This is a genomic window from Glutamicibacter sp. B1, assembly GCF_039602135.1.
GTDB classification, from domain to species: Bacteria; Actinomycetota; Actinomycetes; order Actinomycetales; family Micrococcaceae; genus Glutamicibacter; species Glutamicibacter ectropisis.
In genome coordinates this window covers 2188341-2204491 of record NZ_CP125942.1, presented here as the reverse complement: position 1 = coordinate 2204491, position 16151 = coordinate 2188341, and the positions used below count along the sequence as shown (strand labels likewise).

13 protein-coding genes are annotated in these 16151 nt (G+C 55.1%); 12 read left to right on the top strand and 1 reads right to left on the bottom strand.

What is annotated here, in order from left to right; translation table 11 throughout:
• Positions 1-93: 93 nt before the first annotated feature.
• Entirely contained in the window at positions 94-1200 is a 1107-nt protein-coding gene (locus QMQ05_RS10225) for a polyprenyl synthetase family protein (protein ID WP_345469735.1), read from the bottom strand.
• Between the two features lie 161 nt (positions 1201-1361).
• Between QMQ05_RS10225 and dinB the strand changes: the two genes are divergently transcribed.
• From dinB to murG, 12 genes are all read left to right on the top strand, one after another.
• On the top strand, positions 1362-2528 hold the full coding sequence (dinB, locus tag QMQ05_RS10220; RefSeq protein ID WP_345469733.1) for a DNA polymerase IV: 1167 nt from the start codon (positions 1362-1364) through the stop codon (positions 2526-2528).
• Between the two features lie 183 nt (positions 2529-2711).
• Positions 2712-3095 (top strand): DUF3040 domain-containing protein, encoded by a 384-nt coding sequence (locus QMQ05_RS10215; protein WP_058254679.1) that lies wholly within the window; start codon positions 2712-2714, stop codon positions 3093-3095.
• 575 nt (positions 3096-3670) lie between these two features.
• The gene (mraZ, locus tag QMQ05_RS10210) at positions 3671-4084 is read left to right on the top strand and encodes a division/cell wall cluster transcriptional repressor MraZ (protein WP_345469732.1); all 414 of its coding nucleotides are present in this window, start codon (positions 3671-3673) and stop codon (positions 4082-4084) included.
• Positions 4085-4256: 172 nt separating this feature from the next.
• Positions 4257-5249 (top strand): 16S rRNA (cytosine(1402)-N(4))-methyltransferase RsmH, encoded by a 993-nt coding sequence (gene rsmH / locus QMQ05_RS10205; RefSeq protein ID WP_345469731.1) that lies wholly within the window; start codon positions 4257-4259, stop codon positions 5247-5249.
• Positions 5250-5251: 2 nt separating this feature from the next.
• On the top strand, positions 5252-6031 hold the full coding sequence (locus tag QMQ05_RS10200; RefSeq protein ID WP_345469729.1) for a hypothetical protein: 780 nt from the start codon (positions 5252-5254) through the stop codon (positions 6029-6031).
• A gap of 73 nt (positions 6032-6104) precedes the next feature.
• Positions 6105-7919: a peptidoglycan D,D-transpeptidase FtsI family protein gene (locus tag QMQ05_RS10195; RefSeq protein ID WP_345469727.1), complete on the top strand. Its 1815-nt coding sequence runs from the start codon at positions 6105-6107 to the stop codon at positions 7917-7919.
• Positions 7913-9505 (top strand): UDP-N-acetylmuramoyl-L-alanyl-D-glutamate--2,6-diaminopimelate ligase, encoded by a 1593-nt coding sequence (locus QMQ05_RS10190; protein ID WP_345469725.1) that lies wholly within the window; start codon positions 7913-7915, stop codon positions 9503-9505. The genes QMQ05_RS10195 and QMQ05_RS10190 overlap by 7 nt, the downstream gene beginning before the upstream one ends.
• Positions 9506-9555: 50 nt before the next feature.
• Positions 9556-11013 (top strand): UDP-N-acetylmuramoyl-tripeptide--D-alanyl-D-alanine ligase, encoded by a 1458-nt coding sequence (locus tag QMQ05_RS10185; RefSeq protein ID WP_345469724.1) that lies wholly within the window; start codon positions 9556-9558, stop codon positions 11011-11013.
• Entirely contained in the window at positions 11010-12113 is a 1104-nt protein-coding gene (mraY, locus tag QMQ05_RS10180) for a phospho-N-acetylmuramoyl-pentapeptide-transferase (RefSeq protein WP_345469722.1), read from the top strand. The genes QMQ05_RS10185 and mraY overlap by 4 nt, the downstream gene beginning before the upstream one ends.
• Complete coding sequence (gene murD, locus QMQ05_RS10175; protein ID WP_345469720.1) at positions 12095-13639, top strand: UDP-N-acetylmuramoyl-L-alanine--D-glutamate ligase; 1545 nt, start codon at positions 12095-12097, stop codon at positions 13637-13639. Before mraY ends, murD begins: the two co-directional genes overlap by 19 nt.
• A gap of 43 nt (positions 13640-13682) precedes the next feature.
• Positions 13683-14927: a putative lipid II flippase FtsW gene (gene ftsW / locus QMQ05_RS10170; protein WP_345469718.1), complete on the top strand. Its 1245-nt coding sequence runs from the start codon at positions 13683-13685 to the stop codon at positions 14925-14927.
• Between the two features lie 98 nt (positions 14928-15025).
• Positions 15026-16147 carry an undecaprenyldiphospho-muramoylpentapeptide beta-N-acetylglucosaminyltransferase gene (gene murG / locus QMQ05_RS10165; RefSeq protein WP_345469716.1) on the top strand — a complete coding sequence of 374 codons (1122 nt, stop codon included), beginning with the start codon at positions 15026-15028 and terminating at the stop codon, positions 16145-16147.
• Positions 16148-16151 lie beyond the last annotated feature (4 nt).

Genomic DNA, 16151 nt, shown 5'->3' with positions numbered 1-16151 from the left:
AAACCTGTTGTTCAAAAGACAACAAAAGGGTCTCGGTCCTCCAAAGTTTTTGGATGACCGAGACCCTTTGTTATGAACTGGTGACCTTTGCTGTTACTTTGAGCGATTAGTGACAGCGTCGCTGAGCTGCTGAAGGCCAGCATGAGCGCGCGGACTAATCGGCAGTTCTTTGAGTGCGCGGCGAGACTGATCTGACAGTTCGCTAATACGGTTTTCAGTGGCCTTGAGTGCACCGCTATCTCGAAGAATATTGCTCAGGCAGCTGACTTCTTCTGCAGACATATCGACGGCCCCAAGGCGCGATTGGATGAACTCTCGTTCTTCGTCCGTTGATAGAAGCAAGGCATGTGCGATGAGCTCCGTTCGCTTACCTTCTAATAGGTCTCCGCCGGTTGGCTTACCGGTAACTTCGGCATCGCCAAACACACCTAGAACATCGTCGCGAAGTTGGAAAGCTTCGCCCAGCGGTAACGCGAAAGCTGAGTAGCTCTCAAGGAGTTCTCCATTAGCGCCGGCAAGCGCACCGCCAAGCAAGAATGGGTTTTCTGTGGAGTACTTCGCGGACTTGAAGCGAACGATGGTACGTGCACGCTTCACGGCTTCCGTGGGATCATAGGAGGGGCCAGCAGACTCCTCAAGTACGTCCAAATACTGACCGGCCATCACCTGCGTGCGCATTCGGTTAAAGATCACGCGCGCTTCTTTGGGAAGGTTCTCTATTTCCGAGAAGCATTCTTCACTTAAAGATAGACAAAGGTCGCCGGCCAAGATTGCACTCGCACTACCGTATGCCGCTGCACTACCTGCCAAGCCCAACTTTTGGTGTTGAGCTTCGAATCGTTTGTGGACGCTTGGTTGCCCGCGACGTGTATCGGAGTTGTCGATAATATCGTCGTGAATCAACGCTGCGGCCTGGAATAGTTCCAGAGCAACGCCGAGGCGAACGATGTCGGTGGAGTCCTTCGCGCCGCCAGCACCCAGAAAACCCCAAAAAGCAAACAGTGGGCGTAGTCGTTTACCGCCCTTAGTCAATGAAGTAATCGCATTGACGATTTCAACTGCACTGGTAGTGATTTGACCAACTTCAACTCTCTTGGCGGCCAGAAATTCCTTAAGCAACCGTGCAACTTCGGCGGTGTACGTTTGGCTAAGTTCCAAAGCCTCGGCTTCGAGGGACGGAAGAGAATCAGGCAGCGACATGCAAAATCATTTCTTTGGGTAACTACGGCAGGTTACATACAACTCTACCGGTGATTTTTGGGGGATAGGGCCCACGGACCCACAATCGCTAGTATAGTAAAAACCGAACATATATTCGAGTATGATTGAGTGATTACTTCAGCTGACGCAGGGGGGTGAGAATGGTGAGTCGCGCTGTTTTGCACGTCGACATGGACGCCTTTTTCGTTTCCGTTGAATTGCGTGATCGTCCTGAGCTGGTTGGCAAGCCGGTCATTGTCGGGTTCCCAGGAGGCAGGAGCGTCGTGCTCTCAGCTTCATATGACTGCCGTGCCAGGGGGATACATTCGGCGATGCCGATGAGCCAGGCAATTCCCCTCATGCCTGAAGCAACGGTCGTCGAACCAAGTCATCACAAATACGCGCTAGCCTCTGAGGAAATCATGTCGTATTTCCGCACGCTCACTCCCTTGGTTGAACAGGTCAGCGTTGATGAAGCGTTTCTTGATGTCACCGGAAGCATGCGAAGGCTAGGTGGTCCGGTAGAAATTGGCCGGAACATCCGCAACCATATTCGAGACAATATGGGGTTGCCTGCCAGCGTGGGTATTGCAAAAAACAAATTCATCGCGAAGCTGGCCTCCACCTACGCGAAACCTGATGGGATGGCAGTGATTGCTCCCGAGCGTACGGGGGAGTTTTTGGAAGATCTCCCCGTGGCCAAGATGTGGGGTGTCGGTAAGCGAACCGCACAACAATTACATGCCCTGGGTATCGAAACAGTGGGTCAACTCTCTCGCGAGCCTGAAGAACGACTGGTTGCCCGAATGGGGGAACATGGTCGTTCGCTGTTTCTATTATCAAAGGGCATCGATAACCGTCCTGTGGAAGTAACTCGTGAGGAAAAGAGCATCTCGGCCGAGCACACCTTCGCTGCAGACATTAGTGACCTGCAAATTCTAGAAGAAGAGCTACTTCGACTAAGCCATCGAGTTGCAAGGCGGTTACGCGATAACGGCAAGGCTGCAGGTGGGGTTGGTCTGAAGATCAAGTATCGGGACTTTACTGGCCTGACCCGTTCTAAAGCACTCAGTGCGGCATCTGATTCCTCGGCCACCATCAGTGAAGCTGCTGGGTTGCTTTTTAAGAAGTTGATTCCGTTGACCCAGCCGGTACGTTTGATTGGTGTTCGAGCTGAACGGCTCGAAGATCCGGACTTTGGATTGCAGCTTAGCCTTGATCCAAAAGATGAGAAAGTGAGGGAGGCGGAACGAGTGGCCGACCTCATTGGACAGAAATTTCCGCAGTCGATGGTGACGCCCGCACGTTTTTTGCGACCGCGGGACTAAAAGTATTCTGTGAGCCCGGTGGGTATACAAGATCAGTGGCGAAGATCAACTGGCAGGCTGAGCACAAAAGAGACTATCCTAGGACTAAGGCTCATTAAGAATCAGGGAACTTTTATCTTTGACTCGGCGTTGAACCTAACGACGGTAAACGACCGTTGAGTTTGCCTTTGGAAGGAGAAGACGATGCCGCTATCGGAACACGAGCAGCGTTTGTTGGAGCAGCTTGAAAAGCAGTTGCATGAAGACCGTCGCTTCGCTTCTAATATGAAGGCGCCGGCAAGTGCTGGGCGACTTTCTACGCGAAACATTGCGCTGGGCGTTCTTTTGGTCATCGTTGGCTTGGCTGGTCTGATCTTTGGTATTTCGCAGCACATCATCATCGTTGGTGTGATTGGGTTTGCTGTCATGTTTGGCGGTGTTCTTCTGGCCCTCACCAAGTCGGCCAATGGGAAACTTGGCCGTCCCGCAGGTGGCAGTCCAAAATCTGCGGCAAAGAACAATTCCCAGTTCATGTCGAGTCTCGAAGAGCGATGGAATCAGCGCAAACGGGATCAGTCCGACAGCTGATACGCAAGCATAGATATTGAGGTGTAGCCCCTGGCTGCACCTCTTTTTTGTTTAACCTGTTTTGTTTGGCCTCGGCTGAAGGTAAATCGAGAATCAAGTGTCGTTCGTCTTCTCGTTATGTGACTGTCATTAGCTTCTGTGCGAGGCTTCCCTGATTGGGTTTACCTCGCACCGCGCAGCACGAGCATTAGGTAGTGGCATGGCGTGCATACGACACGCCTTATTTTGAGAATTTGAATTCCCGGCAGATTCCAAGATTCAGGTTTCCTCGACCTCCTAAACGCTGCCCCCACTTTCCTCCCTGAGTTCCTCCACTTCCCACCACTGGGCATAGATTTGCCTAGATTCCGCAGTATTTTCCGCGAGAATCTCTGAAGCGTGGAGCCCTGTTAGCTAGGCCCTCCATTTTCCCTCCACCTAGATGTGGTGCAAGAAACCGCTAAATTTAGCCAATTTTTAACTCCAGACCCTCGCCAAATCAATGAAATCGCATTGACAGTGGGGGGTAGTGGAGTAAAGTGGAGGCAAGTAGAGAAGAGTGGGGCTTCTAGCCACTTCGCGGAAAGGCGGTGTGCATGTTCCTGGGAACGTACACGCCGAAACTGGACGAGAAGGGACGCCTGATTCTTCCTGCTAAATATCGTGATGAATTGTCTTACGGCCTGGTGCTAACGCGTGGTCAAGAACGTTGTATTTACGTTTTTAGCCAGCGAGAGTTCGAGAAGCAGCATGAGCAGTTGGCGCAGGCGTCATTGACCTCACGACGAGCACGCGACTATTCACGTGTGTTCCTCTCGGGGGCATCTGACGAAGTACCGGATAAGCAGGGACGTGTCACGATTCCGCAAGTGCTACGCACTTACGGCGGCCTTGACCGGGAAGTCACAGTCATCGGTGCGGGTAATCGCATCGAAATCTGGGACACAGAGGCATGGCAACAGTATCTGGACGAACAAGAGGATGTTTTCTCAGATACCGATGAGGACTGAAGTTCTCAAAACAAAAATTCAATCCAACAACACCAGATGTTGAGATGAGATCTCCAGCCACCTTGCGGGGAAAATCGTCTGGCTTCACTTCCCCGGAGCCAGAAGATAGACCACCACTTGGTTGGAGGGGGATCTGATCTCAACAACACACCGAACATCGAAAGGGGGAGCAGTGCCAAATCAGGATTCCCAGCGACCAGCATCCGAACGCCACGTTCCAGTACTTCTGGACCGTTGCGTCAACCTCCTCGCACCAGGTATCGAGCGAGCAAATGCTGAAGGCCGTCGGGCAATCGTTGTGGACTGCACCCTCGGGATGGGCGGACACTCAGAAGCAATTCTGAAGCGGTTCGAAAACCTTCACTTGATCGGACTTGACCGCGACGAGCAGGCTCATGAGCTCGCTGGCGCGCGACTCAAGCCATTCGAAGATCGTATTGATCTTGTTCACGCTGTCTATGACGAAATTGCTGACGTTGTCGAAGACTTGGGGTTCCCAGGCGTTGACGGTGTCCTCTTCGACCTCGGTGTCTCGTCATTGCAACTCGACGAACGTGAACGAGGTTTCGCCTACTCCTATGACGCTCCGCTGGACATGCGCATGGATACCTCTGTTGGTCCAACCGCAGAAGATCTCGTCAACGACTTGGATCGCGACGAGCTATTGCGCATCATTCGCCAGTGGGCCGAGGAGAAGTTTGCTGGACGTATTTCGACGGCCATCGTCGAAGCACGAACACAATCACGAATCACGACGACCGCAGAACTCGTGGAAATTATTCGAGGCGTAGTCCCTGCGGCGGCTGCTAGAAATAGTGGCCACCCAGCAAAACGTACCTTCCAAGCCCTGCGAATTGCGGTCAACGAGGAACTCGACGTGCTGGAGCGCGCGATTCCTGCGGCCATGGGCGCACTGAATGTCGGTGGCCGAGTCGTCGTAATGAGCTACCACTCATTAGAAGACAAGATCACCAAGAGGCACTTCGTGCAAGGTGCAACGTCCTCAGCTCCTCCCGGATTCCCGGTAGAGCTAGAGGAACATAAGGCTGAATACAAGGTCCTGACCAAGGGCACTGAAAAGCCGAGCGACCAGGAAATTGAAGAAAATTCCCGTGCAGCCTCAGCTCGCTTGCGAGCTGTGGAGCGAGTGTTGAAGAGGAGCTAAGGATGAGCCAACGAGCCCCGCGTCGCGTGCAGAAGATTGCAGCCGTGAACAACCAACCAGTTGTTGACGGCAGTGCTGCACGAGCCTTACGCCCAGAGCCCGTGCTTGCCAGTCAGCTACCTAAAGGTGAACCTCGTCAGCGAGTGACCCTTTCTCTAGTTCCACGAATCAAGGAATCGAACCGGCGCTCCATGGTCACGATGTCCGTGATTCTCGTGTTGCTGGCCTTCAGCGTCATCGTCACCTTGGTACTGCTCAACACCTCCGTTGCTCAGCGCCAGTACGACATCGTCTCCCTGCGCAACCAGGAACGTGCCCTGTCTCAAGAGAACCAGGCGCTGCTCAAGGAAGCCCAGTCGCTCGGAGCCCCGCAGGCCCTAGCCGCCAAGGCTAAAGACCTCGGCCTCGTATCGCCGGGTGCACCTGGATTGATTAGCCTCTCCGAAGGCAAAATCACCCAGGAAGCTGAAGACGCCGTCAAGGCCAAGGACAATAAGCAGGAATACGGAACCCTGCCATTGCCTGGAGACAGCGTCACTGAAGGTGAAGGCACCCAAGACAAAGCAAAGTCCGAAGAGTCCTCGACACCGAAGACCACTGTGGGCAAGACCTCAACTGATGCAGATGCTGCCAGCGCCTCGACTTCGGATTCCAAAGACGCCGAAGTGAAGTCCACTAAGAGCCAGCGCGAGGTTTCCGAAGACGGTCGCCCAGTCTTCCAAGACGCAGAACTTAACGGCGGCACGATCCCGGCACCAAGCATGAAATCCCCGGCAAATTAGCGAGATCTTTCTAAGCTAGAACTGAACTAGCTGTTACTGCTGGAAACCATGCTGAGGGAAAGTTAGGTTCATTGTGAGTTCGACGGCAATCGACACTGCGAAAAAGCGGATGCGCTTCGTACTGATCCTCTCAGTAACTCTGTTGGTGATCATCTTGGCCCGCCTTGTCTGGGTCCAAGGTATCAATGCAGCTACTGTCGCCAATGCGGCTCAAGCGAGCCGTGAACGCGAAGAAGTCATTGCCCCAACCCGTGGTTCCATTGAAGACCGCAATGGAACCACGCTGGCTGTGTCTGTCGACCGTTACGACTTGGCGATCGACCAGCGCGAACAGGATGCCGACATTCGTCGTGCCAAGCGCGACGGCTCCAACGGCCATGAACGCATCAGCTGGGATCAGGCCATCAATGAACTGGCCGAGGCACTGGACCAAGATCCCGAAGAACTCGCCAAAAAAGTCCAGCCACAAGGCGACGCGAAGCCTAAGGGCTACGTGGTCATTGCCAAGAGCGTGACCCCAGAAGTCCGAAACGAAGTCCGCGAAATTGGTATTCCACGCCTCACGACGACCCTGAGTAGCGAACGCCAATATCCGCAGGGCGTTATTGCGGGTCCGTTGCTTGGGTTTGTGAAAAACAACGAAGATCAGACCAATGTCGTCGGTGCCGAAGGTCTAGAACTAAGTCAAGAAGAGCACCTGGCCGGAACTGCTGGTAGCCGCAAATACGAAGTCAGCGCCGACGGGGTGCGCATTCCCGTCACCGAAACTGAAGAAACTCCAGCGGTCAACGGGCAAGATGTTCTTCTGACCATTGACTCGGATATTAATTACGTGGCGCAGCGTGCTGCCGAAAAGAAGCAAGCAGAGTTTAACGCTGAATGGGTCTCCGTGGTCGTCATGGGAGTCAAGACCGGCAAGATCTTGGCCATCGGTGACTCGGCTGAATTGGACCCGAATGATCCTGGAGCCACGGATCCAGAGTTCCGTCACTCGACCTCTATTACGCGCGCCTTTGAACCTGGCTCCACCGGTAAAGCCCCGATCTTCGCAGCAGCCTTGGACCAAGGCGTGGTCAAAGCCACCGATGAGTTCACCGTGCCACACAAGAAGACCTTTACCAAGGAAACCATCAACGACTCCTTGGAACACCCCACCTACGACATGACCGTCGCAGGTATCTTCGCTCGTTCATACAACACCGGTACCGTGATGGTCGGTAGCAAGATGAGCAAGCAGACTCGCTACGACTACATGAAGGCCTTTGGCCTGGGTTCCCCCATTCAGATCGGCCTGAACGGTGCTAGCGCTGGCCAGTTGGCAAAACCAGAGAACTGGGATCGTCGCCAGCAGTACACGACCATGTTTGGTCAGGGCTACTCACAAACCGTGTTGCACACTGCTTCGATCTTCCAAGCCATCGCCAATGGTGGTGTTCGCGTGGCTCCTAGCTTGATTGAGGGCTACCGAAATGAAGACGGTTCGATCACCAAAACCGAAGAACCTGCGCAAACGCGTGTCATCAAGGAATCGACTTCCAAAGAGATGCTGAAGATCATGGAATCCGTGGTCGACTACGGAACCGGTTACAAAGAAGCTATTCCTGGTTACCGTGTCGGTGGTAAGACCGGTACCGGACAGGCCGCCAGCGCCAAGGGTTACGACGGTTATACTTATTCCTTTGCGGGTGTAGCTCCGCTGGAAGATCCACAGTTTGTGGTCGTTGCCACGATGTACCGTCCACAGGGCAACTGGAAAGACTTCTCGGTGGCTGACACGTTTACCGACGTTATGAGCCACACGCTGAACACATTCAATGTGCCACCGAGCACGACAAAGTCAGAGGCGTACGACGTCTTTGTAGGTAAGGAACAAAAGAAATCTTGGTAGTCCAGAAACCCGGAACTCCGCGTGAGTTGGAACGGTACCTTCGTCCAGAGAATATGGCAGGCGTGGGCTTTGACCAGGTATGCGCAGCGGCCGGCGCAGTACGTACCGGAACGCTATTCAACGCGACTCCACAGATCCTCGGGGTCAGCATGAACCCACAGATCGTGCAGCCAGGAGATGTTTTCTTGGGCATCTGCGGTGCTAAGCGTCATGGGGCCGAATTTGTGGACACTGCCATTTCCAACGGGGCCGTCGCCCTGATCACCGATACTGCTGGTCTGGAATTCCTCCCGGATGATTTTTCGATTCCAGTGGCTGTGGTCGCCGATGTACGTAAGGCGGCAGCCAAAGTAGCTCAAGCCGTTTACGGTACCAACGAGCACTGCCCTCAGCTCTTCGCGGTCACCGGTACCAACGGCAAGACCACCACGACCTTCATGATTCGAGCAATCCTTGAAGCCTTAGGCGAAGAAACTGGACTGATCGGCACCATCGAGATGTCCGCCCGCGGTCAGATCATCCCCAGCGTGCTGACCACCCCAGAGTCAACGCAGCTTCACGGAGTGTTGGCACGGATGGCGCAACAAAGCGTGAATTCTGTAGCCATGGAAGTATCCAGCCATTCCTTGAGCTATGGCCGCGTTGATGCTTTGAACTTTGCGGTGTCTGGCTACACCAACCTGACGCAGGATCACCTGGACCTGCACGGGACGATGGAAGACTACTACCAGACCAAAGCCCAGTTGTTCACCCCCGAGCACAGCTCGGCGGCAGTGGTTATGGTTGATGATCCTTATGGTGCCCGTCTGGTTGACCAAGCACAGATTCCTACCGAGTCATTGAGTCTGGATGAGAACCACAAGCACGCTGATTGGCGCGTCACCGAACTGGAGCACTCCGGACTGGGACATCGCTTCACACTCAAGCACCGTGATGGTCGTCAGTTGCATACCCGTACCGCGCTACCAGGCATGTTTAACGTCGCCAACGCTGCATTAGCGACGCTCATGGTTCTTGCCGGCGGCGTTGAGCTTCAGCGCTTGCAGCAGGCACTCGACGCCAAGGATCCTTTATCGGTGGCTGTGCCAGGACGTATGCAGGTGGTCGCCGAATCGCCAGTGGCTGTCGTGGACTTCGCTCACAACTCCGATGCGCTTGCCAAGGCCTTGGACTCGGTACGACCGGGAGCCCAGGGACGGCGGATCGTGGTCTTTGGGGCTACCGGCGAACGCGATAAAACCAAACGCCCAGACATGGGTGCGGTGGCTGCTCGCCATGCGGACATTGTGATCGTCACCGATGATGACCCACACGGGGAAGCGCCCGAGCCGATTCGTGAGCAGGTAGCAACCGGTGCACAACAGGCTATTGACTCTGAAGGCCTCACCACCGAGCTTTACAACGTCGCGCCACGCGCTAAAGCCGTGGAATTCGCTGTGAGTTTAGCGCAGGAGCATGACGCGATTCTGGTCGCCGGCCGCGGACACGAAGTTAGCCAAGACGTTGCGGGAATGGACGTTGAACTCGATGACCGTGTGGAACTGGCGAACGCGCTAAATCTTCATGGATTTGTGACCAATTCCTAGAGGGAATACGACCATGATCATCACCGCTCAAGTGTAAAGTCCTTAATGCCATGATTGAACTGTCTTTGACTGACCTTTTGAAGATCACCGGGGGAGAAGCGAGCGCAACAGCCGCCTCCGACACGGTGGTTACTTCGGTGACCACGGATTCACGTGAAGTCACCGCCGGCTGCCTGTTCGTAGCCAAACCCGGAGAATTTTCCGATGGACACGCCTTCATCGATAAGGCTTTGGCCGCCGGTGCCGTACTGGCGTTAGCTGAACGTCTGACCTATGACGATGCCCGCGCGGTGCACCCAGCGATCATCGTCGAGGACGCGGTGGAAGCCATGGGCAAGATTGCCGCTCACATCGTCGAGTACCTCAAAGCTAAAAACGATGCCAAGGTCGTGGGCATCACTGGCTCAGCTGGTAAAACCACCACCAAGGATCTGCTGGCGGGCATCCTTTCGAAGGTAGCGCCAACTGTTTCACCGATCGGTTCCTACAACGGAGAGGTCGGCGTTCCGCTCACCGTCTTCAGCGCAACCGAAGACACGAAGTTCTTCGTTATTGAGATGGGTGCAACCGGGGTAGGCCACCTGACCTACCTCACCGATATGGTGCACCCACACGTGGGTGTCGTGCTTTGTGTTGGTACCGCACACGCTGGAGAATTCGGTGGCGTTGAAAACATCGAAAAGGCCAAGGGCGAACTCGTCGAAGCCTTGGACACCGATGGTATTGCCATCTTGAACGCGGAAGATGCCCGCGTGGCACGCATGGACTCCCGCGCCAAGGCCGAAGTGCGATTCTTCGGAACCGGGGCACAAAAACCAGAACGTGCCGGAGTCTGGGCTACCGATGTAGTAGTCAATAGCTCCGGTCAGCCTGAATTGACCTTGGAATTCCCTAACGGATTTAGCCAGCGGATTACCTCTGGCTTGTTGGGACGCCACCACGTCAGCAACATTTTGGCCGCCGCGAATGCTGCCTATGCCTTGGACGTTGCCCCACAGGTCATCGCAGATAACCTCAATGGTCAGGCCGCCGGAAGTCGCTGGCGAATGGAACGCATTGAGCGAGCTGACGGCGTAAGCATTATCAATGACGCTTACAACGCTAACCCTGAATCCATGCGCGCCGCCTTGGTCACCCTGGCCGAACTGGGCCTGGGTGAGGACGGGGCTCCGGGACGCCGAACTTGGGCGGTTTTGGGCGAGATGCTTGAACTTGGGGATGAGAGCATCCACCAACATGATCTGCTCGGACGCATGGCGGTTCGAATGAACATCAAGAAACTTGTGGTGGTAGGCCGCGGAGCTAAACCGGCCTACAACTCCGCCGTGCTTGAAGGTAGCTGGGGCGATGAAGCCTACTACGTTCCAAGCGTGGATGAAGCCCGCGAGCTATTGCAAAAAGAACTCCAGCCAGGCGATATTGCCTTGTTCAAGTCCTCTAATGGGGCCGGTCTGCGCTTCCTCGGCGACGACATCGCAGCATTCGTGAAGGAAGGCGAAGAAGCGTGATCGCATTGATCTTAGGGGCAGGTATTGCCCTCGTATTGACCATGGTGGCAATGCCACTCTATATCCAGCTGCTGACCAAGAAGCAGTATGGGCAGGTCGTTCGTGATGACGGGCCAAACTCGCACGCTGTGAAGTCCGGTACGCCAACTATGGGTGGTGTGGTCTTTGTTCTGGCCGTCTTTGTCGCCTACTTCGCCACCCACGGCATCCTCGCGCTCATGGGACGCTCTTCAGCGGGCATTACCGCCACTGGCCTTCTGGTATTGCTGCTCTTCGGCGGCATGGGACTGGTCGGCTTCCTCGATGACTTCATCAAGATTTTCAAGAAGCGTTCGCTGGGCCTGCGCGCCTGGCAAAAGATCGTTCTGCAGGCAATCATCGGTATCAGCTTTGCCGTACTAGCACTGCAGTTCCCTGATGAACGTGGCCTGACCCCGGGCTCCACAGCGATCTCCTTCCTGCGCGATACCAATATCGACCTTGCGTTCGCTGGTCCTATGGTGGGTCTAGTCCTGTTTGTCATTTGGGCCAACTTCATCGTTACTGGTACCACCAACGCTGTGAACCTCACCGACGGTCTGGATGGGCTAGCCACAGGCGCCTCGATCATGGTCTTTGGCGCCTACACGCTGATGGGCATCTGGCAGCAGAATCAGGCTTGCTCCAACAGCAACTCCATGGACGTTTGCTACTCGGTGCGCGACCCTCAGGATCTGGCCCTATTGGGCGCCACCCTTTCCGGTGCACTCATCGCTTTCCTCTGGTTCAACGCAAAACCAGCGAAGATTTTCATGGGCGACACCGGTTCGCTGGCCATCGGTGGTGCAGTGGCCGCCTTCGCGATCCTTTCACGCACCCAGCTGCTGCTGGTTGTCATCGCTGGCCTCTTCGTGATTATCTCCCTATCGGTGATCATCCAGGTGGGCTACTTCAAACTCTCCGGTGGTAAGCGCGTGTTCAAGATGGCACCGTTGCAGCACCACTTCGAGCTCTCGGGATGGTCCGAGGAAAATGTTGTTATTCGTTTCTGGATCCTAGCTGGCCTTTTCGTGGCCGCCGGTCTAGGACTCTTCTACTCTGAATGGGTTGTCGCACTGTGAGCGCAGATGCCAAGAATGTATTGGATTCACTGACCAGTTGGGATGCTGACTGGAAAGGTCTGCGCGTTGTCGTCGCCGGGCTGGGACTTTCTGGCTTCTCCGCCGCAGACACGCTGATCGAGCTCGGTGCTATCGTCACCGTGATTGACGGTAAAAACGATGAGCTGAACCAGCAGCGGGCCGAGACTCTGAAAATTGTCGGGGCACACGAGGTACTCCTTGGTGCTGAGAATGTTCAGACGCTGCCATTGGTCGACGGCCAAGCTGCCCAACTGGTCATGGTTTCTCCAGGGTGGAACCCACGCAACCCAGTAATCGCCGAAGCCGCCGAGGCTGGCATTGCGATCTGGAGTGACATTGAGTTGGCATGGCGTGTGCAGAACCGTGCAGGGCATAAGGCCCCGAAATGGTTGGCGATCACCGGCACCAATGGCAAAACCACCACCGTGGGCATGACCGAAGCCATCTTGCAGGCAGCGGGCTTGAAAGCCATCGCTGTGGGCAATGTCGGCACCCCTATCTTGGATGCCGTACGTGAACCAGTGGACTACGACGTCTTTGCCGTAGAGCTCTCCAGCTTCCAACTGCACTACACCCACAGCATTTCTCCGCTGGCCTCCGTAGTCCTGAACATCGCTGAAGACCATGTGGACTGGCACGACGGATTCGAGAACTATCAGGCTGCCAAGGCCAAGATCTACGAGCGTACTCAGGTCGCCGCGATCTTTAATGCTGAAGAAGAAGTCACCATCAGCATGGTAGAAAACGCTGATGTGGTTGAAGGCTGCCGTGCCATCGGTTTCACTACCGATTCGCCCGCGGTGTCCATGATTGGTGTTGTCGAAAACCTCTTAGTCGATCGCGCTTACATCGAAGATCGCAAAACCAATGCGGTGGAACTGATCCCTTTGAACCAAATCGGTGAGATCGTGCCGCGGCACACCGCTGCCAATGCGGCCGCTGCTGCTGCATTGACCCGCGCTTATGGGGTTGAGCCGGACGCCGTCGCTGCAGGCTTGAGCGGATTTGATTCGGGCGCCCACCGCATTCAAGCGGTGGCCCGCAAGAACGACATTCTGTGGATTAACGACTCCAAGGCGACCAATCCGCACGCTGCTGATGCATCACTGGCAGCATTTACCCGCGTTGTGTGGATCGCCGGTGGCCTGTCCAAAGGTGTGGAGTATGAAGATCTCATCACCAAGCATGCACATCGCCTAGCCAAGGTTCTGCTCATCGGCACCGATACCGCAGGGTTAGTTGCGGCCCTAGCAGCCAAGGCGCCGGATGTTGAAGTCATCAACATTACCGCGCAGGCCAAGGAAACTGACGCTGCTGACCCTTCGGGCACTCAGGTGATGACCCGTGCCGTATACAAGGCAGCCGAGCTCGCCCAGCCTGGGGACACCGTGCTCATGGCACCTGCAGCAGCTTCTATGGATCAATTCAGCTCCTATGCCCAGCGTGGCAACGCATTTATCAGCGCCGTCAGTGATCTGATGGATAAAGCTGACGAAGGCAACTAAGCAAGCATTCACCGAATAGACGACACCGAGGCAGGAGGCACCGATGGCGACCAAGCAACAACGACCGTCCACTGGGGCCAAACAGAAGACACCTTGGTTCGCCAAGCTGATCGGTGGCGTAGAAAACGCCAGCGGACGCATGGCCTCGATGGACTACTGGTTGGTGGTTGTCGTCTCCGTCGTGCTCGCCGTCTTCGGCGTGTTGATGGTGCAGTCCTCCGCATCGGTGGAAGCGATTGCCAAAGGCAAGGACGGATTTACCGTCGCACTATCGCAAGCAACGTTTGCTGGTATCGGCATCGTTTGCATGTTGGGAATGCAGTTCATCAAACCGACCACCCTCAAGCGACTGGCCTGGCCATCGGCCATCGGCGCTTTCGTGCTTCTCTTCTTGGTTGCGTTCACTCCCTTGGGGCGTGAAGTGCTAGGTAACCGAAACTGGATCAAGATCGGTCCATTGGGTCTGCAACCAAGTGAGTTTGCCAAATTAGCTCTAGCCGTTTTTGCTGCTTTCATGCTCGAGAAGAAACAACATCTTCTTCACGACATCAAACACCTGACTATCCCGGTAGTAGCACCGGTGGGTATTGGCATCGTGGGCTTGGTCGTTCTGGGTAAAGACGTGGGTACCGCTTTGGTATTGCTGATGATTATTGCTGCGGCGATGTTCCTGGGCGGCATCAAAATGAAATGGTTGGCCGGATTTGGAGCCGTTGGACTCGTCGGCTTGGCCGTGGCAGTCATGGGGTCTTCTAACCGCCGTCAGCGTGTATTGGCGTGGCTCGATACCGACTGTGGTCCCAGCGATCAGCTGTGCTACCAGGCAAGTATGGGCCTACACGCCTTCGCCTCGGGTGGATGGTTCGGTGTCGGAGCCGGCCAGTCTCGTATGAAGTGGTCCTACGTTCCTGAAGCGCAAAATGACTTTATCTTCTCCATCCTGGGCGAAGAGTTCGGTTTCATTGGCGTACTTTTCGTACTGGTGATGTTTGTGCTCTTGGCCTTGGCCATGTACCGCATCGCACTGCGTGCCAGTGACTTGTACACCAAGATCCTGATGGGCTGCCTGATGTCATGGGTAATCGGTCAGACCTTCGTGAACCTTGGTACCGTCACCGGTGTGCTGCCAGTGATTGGTGTGCCCTTGCCGTTTATCTCCTCCGGTGGTTCGGCCATGCTGGCCATTATGTTGGCCATGGGATTTGTGCTGTCCTCGGCTAGGGCTCAAAAACTTGCCTTTGATTCTTCGGCAGGGAAGAAAATTGCTAAACCAAAAGACGCCAAATAGCGTGTGATTCTTACTCGTATTAATGACGTAGTAGCTCTTCGGTTCGATGACGTGGGGCACTAATCCCGGATGAACGGGACGAAGGAGCAGAAGACCAGATGACTCAAGCAATGCGACTTGTTGTTGCCGGTGGCGGCACAGCAGGGCACATTTCGCCGATGCTAGCGATTGCTGACGCAGTCAAGGACGAACAAGCTGATGTGGAGATTACCGCGCTGGGTTCACCTGGCGGACTGGAAACCAAACTGGTTCCAGAAGCTGGCTACCAACTTGAGCTCATCCCTAAAGCTCCGATGCCGCGCAGCATCAATCTTGATCTGATCAAGTTCCCGTTCCGATTCATCACTGCACTGAATCAGGCAAAACGCATCTTGAAACAGACCGGTGCGGAAGCGGTCCTCGGGGTCGGAGGTTATGTGTGCACGCCAGCTTATCTGGCGGCAAAACAACTCAAGCTTCCGATTTTTGTTCACGAGGCCAACTCGGTCGCAGGAATGGCCAATAAGCTTGGCGCAAAAAATGCTGCCTTTGTCGGAACCACGTTCAGCAACTCCGGTTTGCCCGGTGAGGTACAGGTAGGAATGCCGATGCGTTCCAACGTGGCCCAAATGGATCGGTCGGCACTGCGTGATGAGGCTCGCGCCTACTTCGGTGTCACCGATGAGAAGCCGATTCTTCTGGTCACTGGCGGGTCCTCGGGAGCGCAAAGCATCAATACCGCGATTGCTGATTCCTTGGCTGAGCTCAATGCCGCCGGTGTACATACCGTGCACATTACTGGACGTGGCAAGCAGATCCTAGACGCTGAAGGTCAGCTCCTCACTCACGAGGGATACACGCAACTCGAATACGTGGACCGGATGGACTACGCCTACGCAGTCGCCGATTTGATGGTGTGCCGTTCCGGAGCCGGAACGGTGTGCGAACTAGCCGTGGCTGGAACAGCCGCCGTCTTGGTTCCGCTGCCGATCGGTAACGGGGAGCAGAAGCTCAACGCCCGTGAGTTGGTTGCCGCCGGGGGAGCCGTGCTGGTCTCGGATGATGAATTCACCAAGTCTTACATCACCGAAAATGTCATTAGTTTGCTGGGCGATCAGCATAAACTTGAACAGATGTCTCAGAAAGCTGCTTCTTTAGGGAAGCGCGACGCCGCACAAATCATGGCGCGTCGAATTATTGACGAAGTTTCAACCCGTCGTCGTGCGGGTCAGGAAGGCTAGAACA